This is a genomic window from Acinetobacter sp. SwsAc4, from assembly GCF_013391535.1.
In the GTDB taxonomy this organism is placed as follows: domain Bacteria; phylum Pseudomonadota; class Gammaproteobacteria; order Pseudomonadales; family Moraxellaceae; genus Acinetobacter.
The window spans coordinates 1-23,183 of record NZ_JACAXC010000030.1; the positions used below are offsets into that span (position 1 = coordinate 1).

Annotated in this window: 21 protein-coding genes and 2 pseudogenes; 14 read left to right on the top strand and 9 right to left on the bottom strand. The window is 37.4% G+C overall.

What is annotated here, in order from left to right; all coding sequences use genetic code 11:
* The 4 genes and pseudogenes from HYG88_RS12590 to rimI form a co-directional block, all read left to right on the top strand.
* Positions 1 to 224 (top strand): annotated as a pseudogene (locus HYG88_RS12590) (elongation factor Tu); the annotation flags it as partial.
* Positions 225 to 426: 202 nt separating this feature from the next.
* Entirely contained in the window at positions 427 to 1,308 is an 882-nt protein-coding gene (locus tag HYG88_RS12595; RefSeq protein WP_178883211.1) for a metal-dependent hydrolase, read from the top strand.
* Between the two features lie 222 nt (positions 1,309 to 1,530).
* Positions 1,531 to 2,415: pseudogene (locus HYG88_RS12600) on the top strand (metal-dependent hydrolase).
* Between the two features lie 93 nt (positions 2,416 to 2,508).
* Positions 2,509 to 2,970, top strand: coding sequence for a ribosomal protein S18-alanine N-acetyltransferase (rimI, locus tag HYG88_RS12605; protein WP_171287510.1), 462 nt, complete (start codon positions 2,509 to 2,511; stop codon positions 2,968 to 2,970).
* Here rimI and HYG88_RS12610 read toward each other — a convergent pair.
* From HYG88_RS12610 to trxB, 3 genes are all read right to left on the bottom strand, one after another.
* A complete protein-coding gene (locus tag HYG88_RS12610) occupies positions 2,956 to 3,771 on the bottom strand; it encodes an arginyltransferase (protein WP_178883212.1) in 816 nt (271 codons plus the stop codon). The two genes, rimI and HYG88_RS12610, sit on opposite strands and share 15 nt — an antisense overlap.
* A gap of 26 nt (positions 3,772 to 3,797) precedes the next feature.
* Positions 3,798 to 4,529, bottom strand: a complete 732-nt coding sequence (aat, locus tag HYG88_RS12615) for a leucyl/phenylalanyl-tRNA--protein transferase (RefSeq protein ID WP_178883223.1) — start codon at positions 4,527 to 4,529, stop codon at positions 3,798 to 3,800.
* Positions 4,530 to 4,622: 93 nt separating this feature from the next.
* On the bottom strand, positions 4,623 to 5,573 hold the full coding sequence (gene trxB, locus HYG88_RS12620; protein WP_178883213.1) for a thioredoxin-disulfide reductase: 951 nt from the start codon (positions 5,571 to 5,573) through the stop codon (positions 4,623 to 4,625).
* A 281-nt stretch (positions 5,574 to 5,854) separates the two neighbouring features.
* Here trxB and HYG88_RS12625 point away from each other — a divergent pair, with 281 nt between their 5' ends.
* Together HYG88_RS12625 and rhtC are read left to right on the top strand one after the other, a co-directional pair.
* The gene (locus HYG88_RS12625) at positions 5,855 to 8,938 is read left to right on the top strand and encodes a DNA translocase FtsK (RefSeq protein WP_087537156.1); all 3,084 of its coding nucleotides are present in this window, start codon (positions 5,855 to 5,857) and stop codon (positions 8,936 to 8,938) included.
* A gap of 128 nt (positions 8,939 to 9,066) precedes the next feature.
* Entirely contained in the window at positions 9,067 to 9,684 is a 618-nt protein-coding gene (gene rhtC / locus HYG88_RS12630; RefSeq protein WP_004663452.1) for a threonine export protein RhtC, read from the top strand.
* 43 nt (positions 9,685 to 9,727) lie between these two features.
* Here the strand turns inward: rhtC and HYG88_RS12635 are convergent, their stop codons facing one another.
* The 6 genes from HYG88_RS12635 to HYG88_RS12660 form a co-directional block, all read right to left on the bottom strand.
* Entirely contained in the window at positions 9,728 to 10,015 is a 288-nt protein-coding gene (locus HYG88_RS12635) for a PA4642 family protein (protein WP_005158274.1), read from the bottom strand.
* Between the two features lie 125 nt (positions 10,016 to 10,140).
* Positions 10,141 to 10,413, bottom strand: coding sequence for a cell division topological specificity factor MinE (gene minE / locus HYG88_RS12640; RefSeq protein WP_004663449.1), 273 nt, complete (start codon positions 10,411 to 10,413; stop codon positions 10,141 to 10,143).
* A gap of 2 nt (positions 10,414 to 10,415) precedes the next feature.
* Positions 10,416 to 11,228: a septum site-determining protein MinD gene (minD, locus tag HYG88_RS12645; protein ID WP_005158270.1), complete on the bottom strand. Its 813-nt coding sequence runs from the start codon at positions 11,226 to 11,228 to the stop codon at positions 10,416 to 10,418.
* Between the two features lie 65 nt (positions 11,229 to 11,293).
* Positions 11,294 to 12,013: a septum site-determining protein MinC gene (gene minC, locus HYG88_RS12650; protein WP_178883214.1), complete on the bottom strand. Its 720-nt coding sequence runs from the start codon at positions 12,011 to 12,013 to the stop codon at positions 11,294 to 11,296.
* A gap of 118 nt (positions 12,014 to 12,131) precedes the next feature.
* Positions 12,132 to 13,190 carry a preprotein translocase subunit SecA gene (locus HYG88_RS12655; RefSeq protein ID WP_178883215.1) on the bottom strand — a complete coding sequence of 353 codons (1,059 nt, stop codon included), beginning with the start codon at positions 13,188 to 13,190 and terminating at the stop codon, positions 12,132 to 12,134.
* Positions 13,191 to 13,214: 24 nt separating this feature from the next.
* A complete protein-coding gene (locus tag HYG88_RS12660) occupies positions 13,215 to 14,132 on the bottom strand; it encodes an acyltransferase (protein ID WP_178883216.1) in 918 nt (305 codons plus the stop codon).
* Positions 14,133 to 14,521: 389 nt separating this feature from the next.
* Between HYG88_RS12660 and HYG88_RS12665 the strand changes: the two genes are divergently transcribed.
* The 8 genes from HYG88_RS12665 (at position 14,522) to HYG88_RS12700 (ending at position 22,985) form a co-directional block, all read left to right on the top strand.
* Complete coding sequence (locus HYG88_RS12665) at positions 14,522 to 15,187, top strand: OmpA family protein (RefSeq protein ID WP_042891288.1); 666 nt, start codon at positions 14,522 to 14,524, stop codon at positions 15,185 to 15,187.
* A gap of 182 nt (positions 15,188 to 15,369) precedes the next feature.
* Positions 15,370 to 17,409 (top strand): DNA helicase Rep, encoded by a 2,040-nt coding sequence (gene rep / locus HYG88_RS12670; RefSeq protein ID WP_087544919.1) that lies wholly within the window; start codon positions 15,370 to 15,372, stop codon positions 17,407 to 17,409.
* 23 nt (positions 17,410 to 17,432) lie between these two features.
* The gene (dut, locus tag HYG88_RS12675; protein ID WP_178883217.1) at positions 17,433 to 17,885 is read left to right on the top strand and encodes a dUTP diphosphatase; all 453 of its coding nucleotides are present in this window, start codon (positions 17,433 to 17,435) and stop codon (positions 17,883 to 17,885) included.
* Positions 17,886 to 18,078: 193 nt separating this feature from the next.
* On the top strand, positions 18,079 to 19,500 hold the full coding sequence (locus tag HYG88_RS12680; RefSeq protein ID WP_005158243.1) for a phosphomannomutase/phosphoglucomutase: 1,422 nt from the start codon (positions 18,079 to 18,081) through the stop codon (positions 19,498 to 19,500).
* 13 nt (positions 19,501 to 19,513) lie between these two features.
* Complete coding sequence (gene argB / locus HYG88_RS12685; protein WP_004663435.1) at positions 19,514 to 20,413, top strand: acetylglutamate kinase; 900 nt, start codon at positions 19,514 to 19,516, stop codon at positions 20,411 to 20,413.
* Between the two features lie 115 nt (positions 20,414 to 20,528).
* Positions 20,529 to 21,305: a GNAT family N-acetyltransferase gene (locus HYG88_RS12690; protein WP_005158241.1), complete on the top strand. Its 777-nt coding sequence runs from the start codon at positions 20,529 to 20,531 to the stop codon at positions 21,303 to 21,305.
* A 97-nt stretch (positions 21,306 to 21,402) separates the two neighbouring features.
* Entirely contained in the window at positions 21,403 to 22,251 is an 849-nt protein-coding gene (locus HYG88_RS12695) for a class II glutamine amidotransferase (protein WP_046739533.1), read from the top strand.
* 278 nt (positions 22,252 to 22,529) lie between these two features.
* A complete protein-coding gene (locus HYG88_RS12700) occupies positions 22,530 to 22,985 on the top strand; it encodes a bacteriohemerythrin (protein WP_004663432.1) in 456 nt (151 codons plus the stop codon).
* Positions 22,986 to 23,183: the final 198 nt, after the last annotated feature.

Here is a 23,183-nt window from a genome sequence, read left to right on the forward strand (position 1 = left end):
CTCCATTCCTTAACGGTTACCGTCCACAGTTCTACTTCCGTACAACTGACGTAACTGGCGCAATCAAGTTACAAGAAGGCGTAGAAATGGTTATGCCTGGTGACAACGTTGAGATGTCAGTAGAGTTAATCCACCCGATCGCAATGGACCCAGGTCTACGTTTTGCGATCCGTGAAGGTGGTCGTACTGTAGGTGCGGGTGTTGTTGCTAAAGTAACTGCATAATCGCTTAGAGTAATAAAAAAACACCCCTTTGGGGTGTTTTTTTATGTCTATTGTTCGACAATCTATCTTTAATTGTGTCCTAAACTGATACCTTGCTGTCCTAAACTGCACTTAATTCATCGCAATAAAACCGTAATATAAAACACAAGAAAATGAACAAAAGTACTAAATGGAAATTTTCCATTTAAAAGGAGTCAGCAGCATGAATGCTAAGGTAAATATTTCAAATCGTGCAGGCGCAAGTTTCCCAGTACGTCGTATGAATTTTGATTTTGATCAGGTTCCAGAGTACTGGATGAATGGTTCGGCTGGTTTAACCCATTTCATGACAGCACTTTCTGCATTGTTTCCAGATGGTGAGAAATTATTTATTGATTCAGTTCGTGCTGTACGTTATCACCCTGCCATCAAGGACAACGAAGCACTACAAAAAGAAATCAGTGCCTTTATTGGTCAAGAGGCAATGCATACTCAGGAACATGTTGGTTTTAATGCTTCTGCACAAAAATATGGACATGATGTATCCTCTTTAGAACGTATCACAGGTCGCTATATCCAGTTCGCACGTAAGAACTTTGCTAAAGCAGTTAAACCATTTGGCATGACTCAGGAAATGGTTGACTTAACTGCAACAACTGCGCTGGAGCATTTCACAGCAACAATTGCGTCTGAATTATTACGCAATAAACACATCCAAGATTTAATGACGGATGAGACCATGTCATATATGTGGTTCTGGCATGCAGTTGAAGAAAATGAACATAAAGCAGTGGCTTACGATGTCTATGAGTCAGTATTTGGAACTGGATTGAAAGCATATAGTTTACGTACTACAGCACTTGTATTTGCTATGGCTTTAATCTTTATTCTTCAATCTTATTTTACTTTACGGCTACTTCAACAAGATAAAAAACTAAATCTGAAAGAATTAGGCATGATTTACAAATATGCTTATAGTCCATCAAAAGGGATTATTACAGGTATGGCGGGTGAAATGTTGGCTTACTTTAGACCACGTTTTCATCCAAATGATTTAGATACCGTACAATTACTTAAAGATTGGAAGGCGAAATTAGGTTTTTAAATTAAAAGATCTATTAGCTAGACCTATGTAAAAAGAGCAATAAAATTGCTCTTTTTTTATTTTGAATATTACATTAAATAGACTTTTTAAAATCATACTGACATGTCCTAAGATGATGCTTTTCTGACCTTATCTGCACTTATTTAATGCGTTCAAAGAAGCGTATAAATAAAGCATAGATAATTTTTAATCAAATATATCCATTGGCTAGGAGAAGAAGGTATGAATGCTAAGGTCAATATTTCAAACCGCGCTGGCGCTAGTTTTCCTGTACGCCGAATGGATTTTGAATTTGGCGAAGTTCCACGGTATTGGGCAAATGGCGATGCTGCTTTAACTCATTTTATGACTGCACTTTCAGCACTGTTCCCAGAGGGTGAACAATTTTTTGTGAATAGTACCCGTGCAGTTAGAAATGATCCAAAACTTGCTGATCCTCGATTACAAAAAGAAATTAGTGCTTTTATTGGACAGGAAGCAATGCATTCAAAGGAACACTTGGCTTTTAATGCAGCTGCTCAAGCTTATGGTTATGATGTGCGCAAATTGGAGGCACAAACAGGTAAAGTGATTCAGTATGGCGTTGCTATAAGTACTAAATTATTAAAACCATTTGGTTTTACAAAAGAGATGATTGGTTTAACGGGTACTTGTGCCTTGGAGCATTTTACATCAACGATTGCTGAAGAACTATTGTCTAACCCAGATATTCAATCCATGTTTATGGATGAGACTATGTACCATTTATGGATGTAGCATGCAGTTGAAGAAAATGAGCATAAAGCGGTGGCATTTGACGTTTATGAAGCGATGTATGGGCAAGGATTTAAAGCATATTTTATGCGTTCATTAGCTTTAGTGATTGCAATGGGTTTAATTTTTATTACCCAATCATATTTCACTGCGACTCTTTTACAAACTGATGGCAGACTTACATGGCGAGATACCAAATATATGTTCAAGTTCATGTATGGCTATAAAGGTTTTATGACACGTCAAATTCCAACGTTACTGGCATTTTTAAGACCAAAATTCCATCCGAATGATGATGATACAACAGCATTATTGAATAAATGGCGCGCTGAATTAGGCTTTAATCTAAGTTAACTAAAATGGGCAATTAAAATTGCCCATTTTTTTATTCAAATTTACAATCAAATTGCTGATAATCTGCATCAATATTTTATAGAGTGATAGATCGTGATTCGATTGATGCAAGAGAGCGATTTAGACAGTGTTGTTGCAATTGAGCGCTTAGTACAAACACATCCTTGGTCGAAACAACAATTTCAAGAATCTTTAGCTTCCTATCAGTGCACGGTCTATGAGCAGTCGAATCAGGTTGTTGGGTTCTGTATTTTACAGCCTGTTCTAGATGAGGCCAATTTATTACTGATGGCGATTCATCCAAGCCAACAGGGCAAAGGTCTTGGATACGAGTTGTTAGATTATTCAATTCAACTTTTAAAAAATAATCCGATTCAAATTTTTTTAGAAGTACGTGAAAGCAATCTTGCTGCAATTCGTTTGTATGAAAAAACGGATTTTCATCAAATAGACTTACGCAAAAATTATTATCCAAATTTAGATGGTACAAAAGAGCATGCTGTGATTATGGTCAAAACATGCACTGATGATTTTGCTGCTTTATTTAATAATTAAGTTATCCCACTCCGATGGTAGTGTCGTCATTAATGAATTTCCAAGTTGATGAATCTCTTTTTCTGAGAGTGGGCGGTTAAGGCGACGCCATTGTCCATCTAATAATAATTCCAGTGGCGTATATTGTGATTTATAGTTCATTTTAGCTGAGTGAGGCACCCAATAGCCTAAATATAAGTAATCTAAATTTAAAGTGCTGACATATTCAATTTGTTTAAGAATCGCAAAAACACCAAGTGAACGACGTTGTTCTTGAGGATCAAAAAAAGTATATACAGCAGAGAGACCATCATCCATTAAGTCACAAGTAGAAACGGCAATAAGTTTCTGATCATCCCAAAGTTCAATGAAAAAACTTTCTGTACAACTGTGAACGAGGAATTTTTCAAACTGATCTAATGTTGCTGGATACATATCGCCATCTGCATGACGCTCGTTAATATAACGCTCATATAAATCATAATGCTGTTGAGTGGCTTGCGAAGTTGGCAAAATACTCATTTTTAAATCTTGATTACGTTTCCATGCCTTCTTCTGGCTACTATTCATTTTAAATTCTTGAATTGGAACGCGACAAGACAAACATTGGCGACATAAATGGCATTCTGGTCGATAGACAAAATCACCACTACGTCGAAAACCGACACGCGAAAGTTCAGACAATGTCACCACATCAATACTGTGAATTGGATCTAAAAATACCATTCGAGCTGATTTGTTATCGAGATAACTGCAGTCGTGTGGCGGTGTTATATAGTACTGTAAGTCATTTAAAAGGGACTTGGGTTGGTATGATTTCATTAATCTCCCTCCAAGGTGTTAATCCATTAACCGTCTAATTTTGCAAAAACTGCTATTGTTTTACTTGAAAATACACGTTCTTGATAACTTTTCCAATTGATAGAGGGGGCAATAATTACATCTTGTAACGATTTTAGGTAGACTTGGCGAGAAAGTGTACGCGCACCTAAGCTTAAAAGATGATCATTGACCAGTTGGCAATCAATCCAAGGAAGCTGATTTTCTTGACCGATCAACATGAGTGTATAGAAAGCCATTTTAGAGACATCTGTTTCTGTACTAAACATCGATTCACCAAAACAGCCTTTACCTATCGTTACGCCATAGAGTCCACCAACTAATTTTTCTTGTTGCCAGACCTCAATGCTGTAGGCATAACCCGCCTTAAATAGAGAACAATAGCCTTCGATTATATCTTCACTAATCCATGTTTCATTTGCATAGCTACGGGGGAGTGAACATGAGCGTATTACATCTTCAAAAGCATGATTCACTGTAATCCGATAATCATGTTTTTTCATATTTCGAATTAATGATTTACTGGGTTTATATGCATGTGGCTCAATAATGCAGCGTGGCTCAGGACTCCACCAACAAATTGGTTCATCTTCGTTAAACCAAGGGAAGAGACCATGTGTATAGGCCTCAAATAATGTAGCAGGTGATAAGTCTGCGCCAATACAAATAAAGCCATGTCCTTCTGGATCGGCTTCAATAGGATCTGGGAAAATATATTTTGATAAAGGCAGCGCTTGCATAGTTGCTAAAGTGAATAAGAATGATTCTAAATTAACGCAACTAGAGCGCGTTGACAATCTATTCTAAATTGTCAACGCAAGGGAATATAGAGATTACTTCAAATTGTCGAGATATTTTTCAGCATCCAAAGCAGCCATACAGCCTGAACCTGCTGAAGTGATTGCTTGGCGGTAGATACTATCTGCTACATCACCTGCGGCAAATACGCCTTCAATAGAAGCGGCTGTTGCATTGCCTGAAGTACCACTTTGAACTTGAATATAACCATCACGTAGGTTTAATTGACCATCAAACATTCCTGTATTCGGTTTATGTCCAATTGCAACAAAGAGACCTTGTACTTGAATATCTTGTGTTGTTTCATCTTGTGTAGACTGAATGCGAACAGAGGTTACACCTGTTTTATCACCTAGAACTTCATTTACTTGATGATTCCAAATAATACTGATCTTACCTTCTTTCTCTTTTGCAAAGAGATGATCTTGTAAGATTTTTTCAGAACGCAAGCTATCGCGGCGATGAACCAAAGTAACGTGAGCAGCGATATTCGATAAATAAAGCGCTTCCTCAACAGCCGTATTACCACCGCCTACAACCATCACATTTTGGTTTTTATAGAAGAAACCATCACAAGTCGCACAAGCACTTACACCTTGACCCATAAATGCAGCTTCAGATTCAAGACCTAAATATTGTGCTGTTGCGCCTGTAGCAATAATAAGAGCATCGCAAGTGTACTCTTCCATATCACCTTTTAACACAAATGGACGCGTTTTAAGGTCTACTTCGTTGATGTGATCATAGACAATTTCTGTACCGAAACGTTCTGCATGAGCTTGCATACGCTCCATTAACACAGGACCAGTTAATCCTTCAGGGTCACCAGGCCAGTTATCAACTTCAGTGGTCGTTGTTAATTGACCACCTAATTGTAAGCCTGCAATCAGTGTCGGTTTAAGGTTGGCACGCGCTGCATAAACTGCCGCGCTATAACCTGCAGGACCAGAACCCAAAATAATTAACCGTGAGTGACGAGCGCTCATTAAAGAACATCCTTTTTATATTGAAACTTTTAAAATTATACGTGAATCCACAGGGGAGTGGGTTGGATAATATTGATATACTTAATCGAATTGAGCTATATCATGGAGAGCATTTACTGATATTTCATCAATGTTTGCAACAACAATGGATGTTAACAACAACAGTAAACAATCGTGCATCTTTTTTGTAAGAACGAGTGCATAATATAAAACTTATTGATCAAGGTCAGTTAGACCTTAATCGATACCTACAAATAACAAATTGGGTTACAGGACTGTATATGGCTGCGGTGTCAAGTGTTTATGCACAACGCTTTTTAATGACATTATTTTTGATTTCTTTTGGCATTTATCTATTTCTTGCCACAGTAACCTACACACCTTTTGATCCAGGTTGGATGCATATTTCCAGTGATACGCAACAGGTCTCAAATGCAAGTGGTGTTGCAGGTGCTTGGATTGCAGACTTGTTATTCGGTTTTTTAGGGTGGGCAAGTTTGTTCATTCCTTTATTTCTATTTATCGAAGCAATTCAAGTATGGTGGCCTAGAAGTTTTTTAAATCGCCCATTCCGTTATGCAGCACAGTTCTTCTTGATTCTGTCCATTTCTAGTTTGTTGTATCTACATTGGAATGTTCCAGCAGATACTTTAGAAAATGCAGCAGGTGGTATTATTGGTTATGAGTTGGGTCAGAGCCTTTCTCAGCTTTTAACCATTTATGGTGCAACATTTTTTTTATTTGCTTTCAGTATTTTATTATTCACTTTAGCTTTTGGTATTCAATGGAATAAAACTTGGGCAACATTAAAAAATACGCCAGCATATTTACAAGATTTGTTCTATAAAAATATACCTCAACACGAATCTGCTTATGATTTGACTGAACAATTAGCCTCAACAGAAACACCAACTATAAAGCAAAAAGCTCCACTCCAAGCGGCGGATTCAAATATTGTAGAGGCGAATGATACAGCCCAAAGTACACAGCACAGCATTGCAGCTAAAACAGCATCGACAGACAATGCACATCATCAATTATTAGCCGAAAAACTATTTGCTGATGTTGTTGCCAAAGAGCAGCAAAGTGTTCAATCACAAGAAGTATTATCAACAGAAGATTTTGAGCAAACTTTAAAACAAGCACATCAACTTGCAGCCGATAGTCAGCGTTTAATTCAAACAGGTGAAGTATGGCGTGCATTACAACATGATGATGCGAGCCATAAACAAGAAATTGATGCACTTTTGCGAGCGGCAGATGATGCTATAAATCCTTCATCTCAATATGTACACGCAGCAACGGAAGTTTCTTCTGTAGAGCAACGTCCTCATCAGAGTCCAGTCGATTGGAATGATGACCAAATATTTGATGAATTATTGGCTGCTGTTCCTAATAGTAAAACGGCTACGGATGTACATAAGCCATTTATTCAAGAAACGCGATCAACGGCAAAAAATGAAAGTGATGAAATTGACTTTGATATTGAGTTAGATTCAATAGACGTTCAATCTGTACCGCAAGCAACCGTAGTTCAGTCGCATCATACGATCAAAAATATGATCGCTGACGATAAGCAAAGTATTTTGGATGAAGGCTTTGATGAATTTGAAGATTTGTTCATTGAAGACAAACAACAGCAATCTGTATTGCAAACTCCGAGCTATGCGCAGTCTTCGGCTTTTGTAAAAGCACCTATTGAGATTGAAACACCTAAAGAGAGTTTATCAAAAGAAGCATTTATTGAAGCATGGCAAGAAACTGCTGGTAAAGTTGAAGAAAATTTTGATATCGAAGATGATTTTGATTTAGATGCGCCGTTAACAGATTCTTTTGGTCGGCCGATGTCTCGTGCGATGCAAGTGGCTCAAAAACGTCGTGATTTACCAACTTTGCCAGGTTTAGAATTATTGGACGAAGTAGATCCGAATAAAAAGGTGAACTTTACAGCTGAACAATTAGCTCGTTTGTCTGAACTGCTAGAAATTAAATTACAAGAGTTTAACGTCAAAGCTCAAGTAGTGGAGGCTCAACCTGGGCCTGTCGTGACACGTTTTGAACTAGATCTTGCACCGGGTGTAAAAGCATCTAAAGTGACCAATATTTCGCGTGACTTAGCACGTTCAATGTCAATGGCATCTGTTCGTGTGGTTGAGGTGATTGCTGGAAAACCTTATATCGGCATTGAAGTCCCAAATAGCAGCCGCGAAATGGTTCGACTGATTGAGTTGTTAAAGACCCCTGCATTTGAAGACCCAGCGGGTTTACTTTCGATGGCGATGGGTAAAGACATTTCAGGTAATCCTGTGATTACTGATTTGGGCAAAGCGCCACATATGTTAGTTGCGGGAACAACTGGTTCAGGTAAGTCAGTAGCTGTTAACTCAATGATTTTATCAATGTTGTTAAAATACACGCCTGATCAATTGCGTTTAATTCTAATTGACCCAAAACAGCTTGAATTAGCTAACTACAATGATATTCCACATTTATTAACACCTGTTGTTACTGATATGAAAGATGCTGTAAGCGCATTGAATTGGTGTGTAAATGAAATGGAACGTCGTTATAAGCTAATGTCTTTTCTAAAAATTCGTAAATTGGCTGACTATAACCGCAAAGTGGAAGAAGCGATTGCCAATGGTGAAGATTTGATTGATCCAACTTGGAAAGCTAGTGATTCAGTTGTAGGGGAGCGTGCACCGCGATTAGCTCCTTTACCATCGATTGTGATTGTTGCAGATGAATTCGCTGACATGATTATGCAGGTTGGTAAAAAAGCTGAGGAGATGATTACTCGGCTTGCACAGAAATCTCGTGCAGCAGGTATTCATTTACTACTTGCAACACAACGTCCCTCAGTTGACGTCATCACAGGTTTGATTAAAGCGAATATCCCAACACGTGTTGCATTACGTGTAAATAGTAAAATTGACTCTCGAACAATCCTTGATGCAGGTGGGGCAGAAGATCTATTAGGGCACGGTGACATGCTATTCTTAGGGCCAGGTAAAATCGAACCTGAGCGTGTGCATGGTGCGTTTATTAGTGATGATGAGGTGAACCGCATCTGTGACGCTTGGCGTGAACGTGGTGAGCCTGATTATGTTGATGAAATCTTAACCCCATTTGATGAAGAACCAACCTCACGTGGTTTTGAAGATGGTGATGGTGATCCTAATCGTGATGCACTTTATGATCAGTGTGTTTCTTTTGTACTTGAAACGCGCAAGGCTTCAACATCATCATTACAACGTAAATTTAGTTTGGGGTATAACCGAGCTGCACGAATTATTGATCAAATGGAAGAGAACGGGATCGTAAGTTCAATGGGAGCTAACGGCAAACGTGATATTCTCGTTTAATAAGAATATTCCACTAATAAAGCCCCTCTTTAGGGGCTTTATTGTTATAGGTTTATCAATTTTATATAGTAATAATCACGTTTTTTATTTAAGCTTATTGTTTAAAAATACAAGCTAAAGGGTGAGCCATGTTTGTTGCATTATGTACACTCATTTTTATTCATTTTTGTGCGCTTATCACTCCAGGGCCTGATTTCTTCTTAGTCTCTCAAACTGCTGTCAGCCGTTCTCGTAAGGATGCGGTATTGGTTGCATTTGGTATTTGCTTGGGGGCAATGGTTTGGTCACTTTTAGCATTGATGGGACTGAATATTATTTTTGAAAAGATGGCTTGGCTAAAACAAGGCCTTTTAGTCGCTGGTGGTTTATATTTATGTTGGTTGGGATACCAAATGCTTCGTTCAGCTTTTTCAAAAGGTGAGCAAAGTATCAAACAGATAGTATTACCTCAGTCGCCTTATTTGTTTTTTATGAAAGGTTTACTCACTAACTTATCGAATCCTAAAGCAGTGATTTATTTTGGCAGTGTATTTTCATTATTCTTAGCCAATCCTTTATTTGATCAGCATCACTCTTTGCTTTTTATTATTATTGCGATAGAGACCTTGCTGTGGTTCTTAGTAGTAGCGTTTGTATTCTCATTGCCTACATTCAGAACAGCATATCAAAATTTTGCAAAATGGATTGATGGTATTTCTGGTGGGATTTTTACCTTACTGGGCGTTTATTTGATTGGTAGTCGATAAAATAAAGAGATAAAAAAGCCTGCTTTAAGCAGGCTTTTTTATCTTAAGCAAATTTTGCTAATACTTCTAAGAAGCCGTCTTTTTGACGTGGAAATTGAGCGATCACGTCATGAATACGCTGTCCTTCAGGATTAGTCGCATTTAAATCACGACCATCAGCTAAAAATTTGGTGATCAAGCGCTCATAGTCGAAGGGACGCATATGTTTGAAAGCATGATAGAGCACATGGAAGTCAGCATTGACATCTGCTGGTGGAAGTTGGTTGAGGTAGGCAAAAACACGCTCATCTGACCATTCTTCATTGAAAGTTGCTGGCTGTGATAATGCCATGACAATCTCCTCAGTCTTAAAATAATAAAGGCAAAATACGGGACTGAATAATTAACAAAGCATGGCCTTGTTCAGTCGCAATGTATTTTGCCTTTATTTGCGAAAAATCGCTAATGAAAAAACTTCTATCGATCTTCAGGTAAATTGATATTCATTTCTAACATTTCGATATTTGCTTCTGAACGAACTTGCATTTGAATGTGCTGTTCATCTACACCACGAACGTAACGACTGACCACTTGCATGATTTCTTTTTTCATTTGGTCAATTTTGTCTTGGCTTAAGCGACGACCTAAACCTTGTTCAGATGCAACAATAACTTTTAAGCGATCTTTGGCAGTTTGTGCACTTGATGGTTTTTCATCACTGCTAAAAAGTTTACTCCAGAATCCTGCCATAATTACGCTCCAAATAGTCTAGCTAACCAACCTTTTGGCTGTACTGCAATGTGTCGATAAGGACGATCTTCGCCTAGGAAACGAGCGACTAAATCATCATAGGCTTGCCCAGCTTTAGTTCCATCATAAAGAATTACGGGCTTACCTTCGTTCGATGCTTGAAGTACGCTTGGACACTCAGGAATAACACCCAAAGTCGGAACACGTAAAATATCTTTTGAAATATCATCAATCGTTAACATTTCTTGTTTGTCAGCACGTTCAGGGTTGAAACGTGTGATACAGAGATGTTTACGGATACGGCCTTCGTTGTGTTCAACTTTTTTAGTTTTACTATCAAGCATACCAATAATACGATCAGAGTCACGTACTGATGAAATTTCTGGGTTTGTCACAATGATTGCTTCATCAGCATGATACATTGCCAAGATCGCGCCACGCTCAATACCCGCAGGTGAGTCACAGATGATGTAATCAAACTCTTGAGATAGTTCATCAATGACACGTGCAACACCTTCATCGCTCAAAGCGTCTTTATCACGTGTTTGAGATGCTGGAAGAATGTATAGGTTTTCGATTTCTTTATCACGAATCAGGGCTTGTTGTAAGCGAGCTTCATTATTGATGACATTGACAAAGTCATAAACGACACGGCGTTCACAGCCCATGATCAAATCGAGATTACGTAAACCTACATCGAAATCAATTACAACAGTTTTATGACCACGTAGGGCTAAACCTGTTGCAAAAGATGCGCTTGTTGTAGTTTTACCTACACCACCTTTGCCTGACGTTACGACAACAATTTTGGCCACCGAATCCACTCCTATTTATGGTCATACGGCCCTAAAAGGGCTTTTTGGGTGTTTAACAAGTTAAATTAAAACTGTAAGGCTTCAAATTCAAGCTCTTGCTTGTTATTTAAATAAATATGTACGGGTTTTTTGATCATATCTTTAGGAATATCATCTGCCACACAATATGTCCCTGCGATCGAGATTAACTCTGCTTCTAGTGAATGACAAAAAATTCGAGCTGAAGTGTACCCACCTGCGCCTGCAATGACTCTACCACGAGCATTGCCATAAATGTGAATATTTCCAGACGCAATGACTTCAGAGCCACTATTCATACCCGCATTCAAGATAATATCACCTTGCTCCTGTACCAAACATTGTCCAGTACGCAAAATCTCATCATGATACGAGGTGATATGCGTAGTCGGTGTTTGTTTTTGTGGTGTTTGTATTTCTTGAGTTTCAGTATTTTTTTCAGGTGCTTGAACAACGACTTGCTCTTTTGATGCTTTGATACGCTGTAAAGGTTGATCAGCAGGCAGTACAGGAAATTGAATCGCCCGAGCTTCATCACCTAAAATTCCATCAATTACCGCCATTGGCTGTAACCCAAGATCAATCAGCAATTGAATTAAGGCAATCAGCTCTTGTTCAACGGTACTGTCAATAATGACTAATGTTCCAAGATAAGAACCTTCATTGAGGGTGCTTGTAAGTTGCTGGCGGATCGCATTATGGTCATTTGTGTCGAATGTTAATCGACTAAAATTCACCATTCTGCCCGTAATCCGTATATCAGCCATAATTTATCCTTAAGGGCTTTTTTAAGCACTCTATTGTGTTAAAGCATGTTGTAAATAAAAGCAAATGCTAGAACAAATTACAGGAATTCTCTAGCTAGATTGGTAAATTTTCTTGTAATCATTCTGCTTTTTTATCCAATTGATCATATTCACGTAAAGTTTGCTGCCATTGTTTGACTTTGACTTGTTTTCGTATGGCTGCAAGACTTTCAAATACCACTGATTCGACCAATTCTTCTAAGTATTTATTATCAATATTCAATTCACTGACTTTTTCTGCAATAAATAAATAATTCTGATTGGGTTGATTTACAGATCCGTTAGTAAATGGCTCAATTAAACCTGCACTGATATTTTCACCCAAACGTTGCCCTATACTTTGAATTTGCTGTTCAATTCGCCCACCTACGATTGGGATTAGACGTAATAATTGAGTTAGCTCAGGCGTATCTTCAATGGCTTGATTAACAATAATCCCTATTTTTTGCGTAATGATCGGTTGTTGTGCTTGTAACGTTTTTGCTAAAGATTCTTGCAATATAGAAGAAAGGGCAATGGTAAATAATTGACGATGATGATCCACTAACTCATGAATAATATCTTTATGACTTGAACTGGTTTCTAGCTCCTGTCGGACGCCATCTATAACTGTAATCACCACACGATCTGACAATTCTTCCATAACGACACTGTAATAAAAAAGTGCCTTAATTCGAATATTATCTGGAACGACTTTATAACCTAGTTCATGTAAACGATAGGCAATGATACCTGCGCGGAATAAACGTAGAAAACGTAAATGGGGAATAATCGCTAAGATTTCATACCAATGAATAAATGGAAAAAACCACCAACGAGCATGGTGTTTATTCACAATCGCAATTGCCCATCGCACGGCAAGTTCAGTGATTAAAAAAATAATAAACCATGCTTCGGTGATAATCACCCAAGGGTGCAGATAGCTACGATAGAATTCAAGTACACCGGCTAAATGGATCGTATTAAAAAACCATTCGCCAATATTACTCATTAAAAAAAAGTTCATGCCTAAGCAGAACAAATTAAAAACAATAATAAACACCATGAAAATGTCATAAACCAGAAACAGTTTAAAAAACTTACTGTTTGGATTTACAAGGTTATATTTAGAGTTTTGTTTTGAGTCCTGCTGAGTCATGTGGTGAGTCAATTCCTAATCAGACTATTGATAATATTTAGATTTCATTTGTGAAATCAGTTGGTCTTTCTCTGTCCAAATTTGGTCGACCCATTGTTGGAAGCGTTCGCGGTAGATTGGATCATCTTCATAATTTCCACCCAGTACCCAATCTGGAATTTCTATTTTACGCAAATCCACAGCAATACGTGAAACATCGCCTAGCCAGAAATCACCATAATCTGGTACACCATCAGGATAGACAATTGTCATATCAACCAAAGCATCAATCTTATCGCCTAAGATGTTTAAAGCCAATGCCAAGCCACCTGCTTTTGGCTTAAGTAAGTTTTGATAGGGTGATTGTTGTTTTGCTTGTTTTTCGGCAGTAAAGCGAGTGCCTTCAAGATAATTGAGTAGTGTAAAAGGCTGACTTAATAATTGTTCACAGGCTTTACGTGCTTCTAACATATCGCGATGTTTCAGTTCCGGGTTTTTAGCCACTTGTTCCTTTGAGTGACGTTTCATCATTGGGAAACCCAAAATCTTAAAGGCTTGCCCAACAAAAGGAATAAAGATGAGTTCCCACTTGGTAAAGAAGCGGGTGAGTGGCATACGTGTGAGACCAAAATATTGATTTACTGTGGTGTCAACCCAACTTTGATGATTACAAATCATTATATAACGACCTTGTAAATTCAGATCGAGCTTTTCATCAATACTAATTTCCCATTTGAGATTTGGTAAGACTTTTTCAATCAGTTGATTATTTACCCCAATCCAACTATTCGCCAACTGAATATTGGTTTCATCTACCTTTTTTGATTTTTTAAATAATTTTGTAAAACCAAGAGCAAGAACAGGAGGACCATGTAAAAAAGTACTTCCTGTGATTACAGAACCAACAGTAAGTCCTTTAGTTACCCTTTCTAATAACGATACTTTTTTATTTGTGGTAGACATAAATCAAACCTTGGGTGCTAATTTTCGATAAAACAATCCTTTTAACTATAAACAACAGATATTTAAATACAACTGTATATTTTTAAGTGTTCACAATTTTCATATATTCCAGTACTTATAGATACAAAATCTGGGAAATTAAAATTTTTACCATAGAAGACTTAGATGATTACTTACTTTTTAATAATGTGACTTATTTATCATAAGTGTATTTTTATGCAAAATAATAAACAGTGGAGGGAATGTGAGTATAAGATCAAGAAAAGTGCATCAAAATATTACAAAAATATAAATAAACTGTTTTTTATTAACAAAATATCAATGGTCTGGCTTGATTTTCTCATTCATTATTTGTTCAGACAACAAAATACATAGACAGGAGCTACGCAATGCGTGCATTAGTAATTTCAACATTGGTAGGGGCTGGATTGGTACTTTCTGGTTGCCAAACAATGAGCGGACAAGGTAATGATATCGGCGGTGTTTCATACGACAAAGCTGCTTTAGGTACATTAATTGGTGCGGCGGCTGGTTACGGTGTTTCTAAAGGTATTAATAACGGTAGCAGCAGCCAAAACAACCGTGCAATTGCAATCGGTGCGATTCTTGGTGGTGCAAGTGGTTTATATCTCGATAACAAAGAGAAAAAATTACGTGAGCAAATGGCAGGTACAGGTGTTGATGTAAGTCGTAATCCAGATGGTTCTGTTCAATTGATCATGCCGGGTAGCATCACGTTTGATACCAATAAATCAAACATCAAACCAAACTTCTACGGTACATTAAACAAAGTGGCGCAAACTTTAGCTGAAGATAACAAGAGCGCAATCTTAGTTACTGGCTACACAGACAATACCGGTAATGATTCAATCAATATCCCATTGTCTCAAGCACGTGCTCAATCAGTTAAAAACTATTTAGCAAGCCAAGGTGTTTCAAGTAGCCGTATTGATGCACAAGGTTTAGGTTCTTCTAATCCAATCGCTTCAAATGCAACTGCTGCTGGTAAAGAACAAAACCGCCGTGTAGAAATTAGCATTTATGCAAAACAGTAATTATTACTGATTTAAAAAAACCACCTTCGGGTGGTTTTTTATTATGTCGAATAGCTTGCGACAAGCTATGGCGTGTTATTTGTATAAGGCATCATAATTTATACATATCCCAAGATTTACTATTGGGATTCTAAAACAGAGATGTCTATAATCATGCTCGAAAACGTGAGAGGTATTACGAGATGTCATCTGCCAGTCAACTCAATGACAAGCAACTTGAAGCGATGAAATATGTTCAAGGGCCATTGTTGGTGCTCGCAGGTGCGGGTTCAGGTAAAACCTCAGTGATTACACGAAAAGTTGCTTTTTTGGTACAGCAATGTGGTATTCCAGCACATCGTATTACTGCCATGACCTTTACCAATAAAGCCGCACGTGAAATGAAGGAGCGTGTCGCTAAGTTATTGTCACGTGAAGAAGCAAAAGGACTCTCAGTTTCGACTTTCCATACTTTTGGCTTAAATTTATTGCGTTTAGAATTAAAAAACTTACCTCTTAAAGCCAATTTTTCGATTTTAGATGCAGACGACTGCAAACGAATTCTGATGGACTTAATGCAGCGCGATAATATGTCGGGCGCAGAAAGTAAAGAACTCATCGCCAAAGCAATGAAGAAAATTTCTGATTGGAAAAATGACTTAGTTTTACCAGAGCAAGCCCATTCAACGTGTGAAACAGTTGACGATGTACAGTTAGCACATTTATATCAACTCTATGAACGTAATCTGCGCGCTTATAATGCCGTTGATTTTGATGATTTGATTGTGATGCCAACACGTTTGTTGCAAGAGAATGCTGAAGTCAGAGACAAATGGCAAAATCGGGTTCGCTATTTACTGGTAGATGAATATCAAGATACCAATACTGCACAATATACCCTTGTAAAACTTCTCGTTGGTGTGATGGGGCAATTCACCGCTGTAGGTGATGATGATCAATCTATTTATGCATGGCGTGGTGCAAAGCCTGAGAATATGGCTTTATTAAAAGAAGATTTTCATAATTTAAAAGTCATTAAACTTGAGCAAAATTACCGGTCAACCAGTCGTATTTTAAAAGCGGCTAATGCTGTCATTGAAAATAACCCTCATATCTTTGATAAAAAATTGTGGAGTGATAAAGGACATGGTGAAAATATCCGTGTGATCACGTGTTTAAATGACGATGATGAAGCGGAACGTGTTGTTAAAGATCTCATCACGCATAAATTGATGAATGGTAAAAATTGGAAAGACTATGCGATTTTATATCGTGGTAATTTCCAAGCACGCGTATTAGAAACGCAGCTCCGTCAAATGCAAATCCCTTATAAATTATCAGGTGGGCAATCATTCTTTGCTCGTGCTGAGATTAAAGATGTGATGAGCTATTTACGCCTCATTATTAATCCAGAAGATGATAGTGCTTTCTTACGAATTATTAATACACCGAAGCGTGCAATTGGACCTGTGACTTTAGAGAAACTAGGACTATTTGCACAAGAAAATACTTTATCGTTATTAACAGCTTCTTCTGATCAACGATTGTCGATGGTATTGCCTAAGAAAGCTGCGACTCAATTACATGAGTTTGCTGACTTTATCGCAACATTTACCCGTGAATTGTTAGACGATGATGAGCCTGTACCTAAAGTTCGTCAAATGATTAATGAGGCAGGCTACATCGATTACGTGCGTGAGCAAGCAGCAACACCTGCTCAAGAAAAAACCAAAATCGATAATATTGAGAGCCTCTATACCAGTATCCAAAATCTGATTAATCGTACTGATGATGTCGATGAAAAGAATATTGAAAGTGTGATTCGCAAACTGGTATTGCTCGATATGTTAGAGCAGCAGCAAGAAGAAGAGGACACGGATAAAGTGAACTTATTGACGCTACATGCTGCAAAAGGATTGGAATTTCCTTATGTGTATATGATTGGCTTGGAAGAAGAGCTATTACCACATAAAAACTCGATTGCTTCAGAAACCATCGAAGAAGAACGCCGTTTAATGTATGTGGGCATTACCCGTGCTCGACAAGGGCTTACCTTGACACTTGCTGAGCAGCGTAAAAACGGTGGTCAAATGCGTCAAATGACACCAAGCCGTTTCTTAGACGAATTGCCACAAGATGATCTAGAGTGGCACGGTCGTAAAAAGAAACTCGCACCGAATGTTGATCCGAAAGAGCAAGCTCAGCAATATCTCGCGAATTTAAAAGCATTATTGAAACGTTAAGAAATATTAAGTAGGAAGTTGTCATGAAAGTTCAAGTTAAAGTATTAGATGCTCGTTTAGGTCAAGAATGGGCGTTGCCTTCTTATGCCACAACGGGTTCAGCAGGTTTAGATTTACGTGCCTGTTTAGATACTGCAATTGATATTGGGGTTGGTGAAACGGTCTTAGTCAAAACAGGTTTAGCAATCTATATCGAAGATCCAAACTTTGCAGGTTTAATTTTACCACGTTCAGGTCTTGGTCATAAACATGGTATTGTATTAGGAAACTTGGTCGGTTTGATTGATTCCGATTATCAAGGTGAATTGATGATTTCTGTTTGGAATCGTGGGCAAAATACATTCCGATTAGAACCAGGCGAACGTTTGGCTCAATACGTTTTAGTTCCTGTGGTACAAGCTGAATTTGAACAAGTGCAAGAATTTGTTGCGACTGAACGTGGTACAGGTGGTTTTGGACATACAGGTCAACACTAATACTGCTTTCATTATCAATTTAAATGCAATGCTTTGCTTAAAAGCATTGCATTTTTGATATTGATTGTTCTTTGGATTTGTATTAAAAAGCAGCTGACAAATTATTTTAATTTTTTTGAACAAGGGTTAACTAATTTCTTAATAGTTCTGTTTTTTTTGAATCAGCTAATGATTATAAAAATAGGGGTTCACTGTGAATACAAAATATACATTTCCTCTGAGTATTTTTCGTGCTTATGATATTCGCGGAAAATTAAATCATTTAACACCTCATGTAATTCATTCAATTGGCTATGCTTTAGCACAACAATATAAAAATGCAGGACAATATCAAGTCGTTATTGGGTATGACGCACGTCTAACGAGTCCGACTTATGCCAATATTATTCAACAGATTTTTCAAACACAGGGTTTAACAGTCACCAACATTGGATGTTGCTCATCGCCTATGATGTACTATATCGCGCGTGATTTTGGTGGGAACGGAATTATGGTAACTGCAAGCCATAATCCTAAATCTGATAATGGGATTAAATGGATTTTACAAGGAGAACCACCTAGTCCTGAGATTATTCAACAGGTTGGTTTAGCAGCTCAATTTGCGTTAGAAACAATTGAAAAAAATAGTGATCTACAAGAATTATCGCATCATATTATTCCTGAATTTTGTTTAAAATATCAACAATCCTTATTGAGTGATATTCAGCTAAAACGCCCTTTAAAAGTTGCATTAGATGGTTTACATGGTGCAGCAGGTCGTTGTGCAAAGTTGGTTTTAGAAAAGTTAGGTTGTCAGGTTATCGCTTTACGTTGTGAAGCCAATGGGAATTTTCCTGATCATGCACCTGATCCCTCACATGCAAAACATTTAAAACAGTTGCAAGCGGCTATTCTTTCGGAAAAAGCAGATATTGGTATTGCCTTGGATGGTGATGGTGATCGAGTCGTTATTGTGGATGAGCTTGCCCATATTATTAGTCCAGACCGCTTATTGTCTTTATTCGCACAAATTTGTTTAAAACAGCATCCTCAAAAAGAAATCGTATTTGATGTGAAATGTTCACAAATGGTGGCTGAGACGGTACAAAAACTTCATGGCCAAGCCAAAATGATTCGTACAGGAAGTAGTTTCTTGCGCGCATATTTATCTCAATCAAAAGGCAATGCCGTATTTGGGGGAGAGTATGCGGGTCATTATGTATTTAATGATGGCCGTGGTTTTGGTTATGACGATGGTCTATATGCGGCGTTAAGAGTCATGGAATACCTGACTCAATCAGACGAAGCAAACCTTTCTGCATTATTAGCAATTTACCCTGAACGTTATTGTATTGAAGATACCTATATCAGTACCCATGATATAAACCCTAAACAAGTTTTAAATGATATTGAAATTCAAAGTCATCGTTTAGGCGCTCGTTTAAGTAAAATAGATGGTGTAAGACTTGATTTTGATGATGGTTTTGGCATTATTCGAGCATCTAATACGGGTGAGTATTTCACAGTTCGTTTTGATGCAGATAATCCAAGCCGATTAAGTGAAATCCGCCAAGAATTTGTTTCTATGATGCAAGAGCAATATCCGCAAATTGCACAAGAACTCGCACAAGCTTAATAAGGAGACACGCATGCCACATGAGCATATCGGCATTGATAAAGCAAAAATTTTGATTGAAGCTTTGCCGTATATTCAACGTTTTGCAGGTAAAACGTTGGTTGTAAAATATGGTGGCAATGCAATGACTGATCCAGAGCTTGAAAGCTCATTTGCACGTGACATTGTGCTATTAAAAACAGTGGGCTTAAATCCAATTGTTGTACATGGTGGTGGTCCGCAAGTTGACTCTTTATTAAAACGTTTAGGACAAGAGTCTGATCGTATTGATGGGATGCGTGTCACTGACCAAGCCACGATGGAAGTGGTAGAAATGGTGTTGGGTGGTAGTGTCAATAAATCGATTGTTAATCTGATTAACCAACATGGTGGTCGTGCAATTGGTTTAACAGGTAAAGATGGTAATTTACTTCGTGCCCGTAAATTGCTTATGGAAAAACAAGAAGCTGATGGCTCAATTTCTCAAATTGATTTGGGTATGGTCGGTGAAGTGACAGGCGTTAAAACCGATGTGTTGGAAATGTTTACCCAAGGTGATTTTATTCCTGTGATCGCACCATTAGGTGTGGATGAAGAAGGGAATACTTATAATATCAATGCTGATCTTGTCGCTGGAAAAGTTGCAGAAGCATTAGGTGCTGAAAAACTTATTCTATTAACCAATATCACAGGCGTATTAGATGAAAATAAAAACTTATTAACTGGATTAAGTACGCAAGAAGTAGATCGTTTAATTGAAACAGGCGTTATCTACGGTGGCATGATTCCTAAAGTGGGTTGTGCGCTGGATGCAGTGAAAGGTGGGGTCGTGAGTGCACATATTGTAGATGGTCGAGTACCCCATGCAACATTATTAGAGATTTTTACTGACCACGGGGTTGGAACGCTGATTACCAATCGTGCGAAGCACTAAAGATTAAAAAAGACCTCATGAAGGTCTTTTTTTTCGTCATGATCTGTTCACGTTATAGTCATTTCAATGTCATTTAATCGATTTAAGGTAACTCTAGACATAAGGAGCTTTCATTATGCTAGAAAAATTAAATCATTATCGTCAGACATTAACTTCACCTTTACGCCAAAAACCATCACAAAATCAATTTCGTTTTGGGTGGGTGGACAATCTAAAAGAATTACAAGAAGTACAACGTTTTAGAGCAAATCAATTCTCTCATCAATTTGGTATCTCTTTTGAAGATGGTCTCGATCAAGATCTCTATGACTTTGGTTGTGAGCATGCTGTATTACGTGAGAAATGGACTGGTGAAATTGTTGCCTATACACGCCTTAAATTATTTCAGGGGCATGAGATTGGGCAAAGCTATAGCGCTAAAGAGTTTGATGTTGTTCCTAACCTTTCGCATTTGCCAAGTATTCTAGAAATAGGTCGTACCTGCGTACATCCACAATTCCGTTCTGGAAAAGCCTTATCAATGCTCTGGTTAAATTTGGTGCCAAAGGTGTTGTGGTCAATGCGTGCTAAGTACCTTATGGGATGTGTCAGTATTCATCTTGAAGATAATTTAGCGCGTGCCTATTACACTCATCGTCAGATTCAGCAATTGGGTGATCACCAAATTATTGATATTCGTTCAAAACGTGCATTCGAACCTGAGAGACCAGAATATAGCTTCCCACAAGATGAACGGATGCCAAAATTATTTGATACATATCTAGGTATGCAATCTAAGCTCTCTAAACAAGCATTTTATGATGAAGATTTCAAATGTTTAGATTATTTTGTTTTCTTAGAAATTAACAAAATTGCCACTTCTTTTGTCATGAATAAAATGGTGCAGCGATAGTTATATCATTGTTAGTCTAATACTGAGCACATATTGAGATTTACAAGATATCTAAACTTCATGCACAATAGGCTTAGATGTTAGATAGTTAGAAGATATGTGCCAGCTATTAGGAATGAATTGCGCTACACCAACAGATATTACTTTTTCCTTTCGTGGATTTTCTCAACGAGCTGGCGTTACGTCTGATCATTGTGATGGCTTTGGTATCGCATTTTTTGAAGACAAAGCATGTCGGTTATTTGTTGATAATCAATCTGCAGTTGAATCACCAATTGCAGATTTAGTTCGTAATTATCCTATTAAATCTCGTAATGTGATTGCACATATCCGAAAAGCAACACAAGGCAAAATTACGCTAGAAAACTCACATCCATTTCTACGTGAGTTATGGGGGCGGCATTGGATTTTTGCGCATAACGGTGATCTACACGATTTTAATCCTCAGCTTAGTGGTCGCTTTGAACCGGTCGGTAATACAGACAGTGAACGTGCTTTTTGTTATTTATTAGATCAAATGGTTGAAGCGTTTGGATATACAGAACCGTGTATAGAGAAAGTTTTTTCTCTGTTAGAACGGATTTCACCTGAAATTGCTGAACATGGCACCTTTAATTTTTGCCTATCCAATGGGCAAGCATTATTTAGTTATGCGACAACTAAACTGCATTGGTTAGTAAGAGAATATCCATTTCAACCTGCGCATTTAATTGATTTAGACGTCAAAGTAGATTTTAGCGAGGTAACGACACCTGAAGATCGTGTTGCTGTTATCACGACTGAACCGCTCACACATAATGAATCATGGACTGCATATCAGCCAGGCGAAATGATTTTATTTCAGCATGGGAAACCTATTAAATATGCACTCACACGTGTTGAACGTTTAATTCGAGAAGCAGACAATCCACTGTTAAAACGAATCACCAAAGCAGATCAATATTAATTAGGTATAATCAAAATTAATACATGATATATACCTTTTTTATAATATAAATTCCTTAACTTTTTATATTTAAATTCCATTTTGAGTTTGGTTTTAAAATTGGTTAAAAAATACTTGAGTATTTTGATTGGGTAAAATATTTAAATAAATATAAAACAATAAGTTAATTTATTTTATTGAAAATATTTAAAATCTGACAAAAATACTGTGTTTTTATTTAATTACTTAGTCGATATTATGTCCTTATTCAATAAAGCACATTGGTTTTAGGAATCGATATGGGCATGAAATGGTCTACCGAATATAATACAGGAATAGAGGTAATCGATGATCAGCATCGACGTATTCTGGATTATATTAATGAAATCGCTGATTTAAAATATTCCCATGATCGTGTAAAAATGAAAAGTGTATTAGATAATATTATTGACTATACACAATCACATTTTACCTTTGAAGAAAGTTTACAAGAAGAAGCAAACTATAAGTATCGTGTACCTCACAAGCGTGTGCATGACTTATTTATTAAAAAAATAGAAGCTTATCGCGAGCGCTTTGAACTGGGTCATGAAATTGATAAAGAATTGCATGAAGCTCTCTCTAAATGGTTAATTAATCATATTCGCCATGATGATGCAGATTATGTTGGTGCAGTAAGAGAAAATATGATTGGCATTATTAAAGAAAATGAAAAGAAAAAAGGCAAGAATTGGTTTTCACGGTTCTTTGCTTAACAATAAAATAATAACAATAAGACCTCTTATGGTAGAAAAATAATAAGGTGAAGATGAGTAAAAAATAAGAGGTCAGATTTACATAATAATAACTAGGCGCGGCAAGTCATCTTTATGGTGATTTGCCTTTTTCTTTGGGCATCTTTTGTTTTGATTTTCAGACGTGACAAAGGCAAAATAGATTGAATATTTCATTGT

Coding starts and splice junctions, on each gene's coding strand:
- HYG88_RS12665 (WP_042891288.1), top strand. CDS start 14,522: ATGCGTGCATTAGTAATTTCAACATTGGTAGGGGCTGGATTGGTACTT.
- minE (WP_004663449.1), bottom strand. CDS start 10,413: ATGGCAGGATTCTGGAGTAAACTTTTTAGCAGTGATGAAAAACCATCA.
- minC (WP_178883214.1), bottom strand. CDS start 12,013: ATGGCTGATATACGGATTACGGGCAGAATGGTGAATTTTAGTCGATTA.
- aat (WP_178883223.1), bottom strand. CDS start 4,529: ATGCAAGCGCTGCCTTTATCAAAATATATTTTCCCAGATCCTATTGAA.
- trxB (WP_178883213.1), bottom strand. CDS start 5,573: ATGAGCGCTCGTCACTCACGGTTAATTATTTTGGGTTCTGGTCCTGCA.
- rep (WP_087544919.1), top strand. CDS start 15,370: ATGTCATCTGCCAGTCAACTCAATGACAAGCAACTTGAAGCGATGAAA.
- HYG88_RS12595 (WP_178883211.1), top strand. CDS start 427: ATGAATGCTAAGGTAAATATTTCAAATCGTGCAGGCGCAAGTTTCCCA.
- rhtC (WP_004663452.1), top strand. CDS start 9,067: ATGTTTGTTGCATTATGTACACTCATTTTTATTCATTTTTGTGCGCTT.
- HYG88_RS12690 (WP_005158241.1), top strand. CDS start 20,529: ATGCTAGAAAAATTAAATCATTATCGTCAGACATTAACTTCACCTTTA.
- HYG88_RS12660 (WP_178883216.1), bottom strand. CDS start 14,132: ATGTCTACCACAAATAAAAAAGTATCGTTATTAGAAAGGGTAACTAAA.
- HYG88_RS12635 (WP_005158274.1), bottom strand. CDS start 10,015: ATGGCATTATCACAGCCAGCAACTTTCAATGAAGAATGGTCAGATGAG.
- dut (WP_178883217.1), top strand. CDS start 17,433: ATGAAAGTTCAAGTTAAAGTATTAGATGCTCGTTTAGGTCAAGAATGG.
- HYG88_RS12695 (WP_046739533.1), top strand. CDS start 21,403: ATGTGCCAGCTATTAGGAATGAATTGCGCTACACCAACAGATATTACT.
- HYG88_RS12610 (WP_178883212.1), bottom strand. CDS start 3,771: ATGAAATCATACCAACCCAAGTCCCTTTTAAATGACTTACAGTACTAT.
- HYG88_RS12655 (WP_178883215.1), bottom strand. CDS start 13,190: ATGACTCAGCAGGACTCAAAACAAAACTCTAAATATAACCTTGTAAAT.
- HYG88_RS12625 (WP_087537156.1), top strand. CDS start 5,855: ATGGCTGCGGTGTCAAGTGTTTATGCACAACGCTTTTTAATGACATTA.
- argB (WP_004663435.1), top strand. CDS start 19,514: ATGCCACATGAGCATATCGGCATTGATAAAGCAAAAATTTTGATTGAA.
- HYG88_RS12700 (WP_004663432.1), top strand. CDS start 22,530: ATGGGCATGAAATGGTCTACCGAATATAATACAGGAATAGAGGTAATC.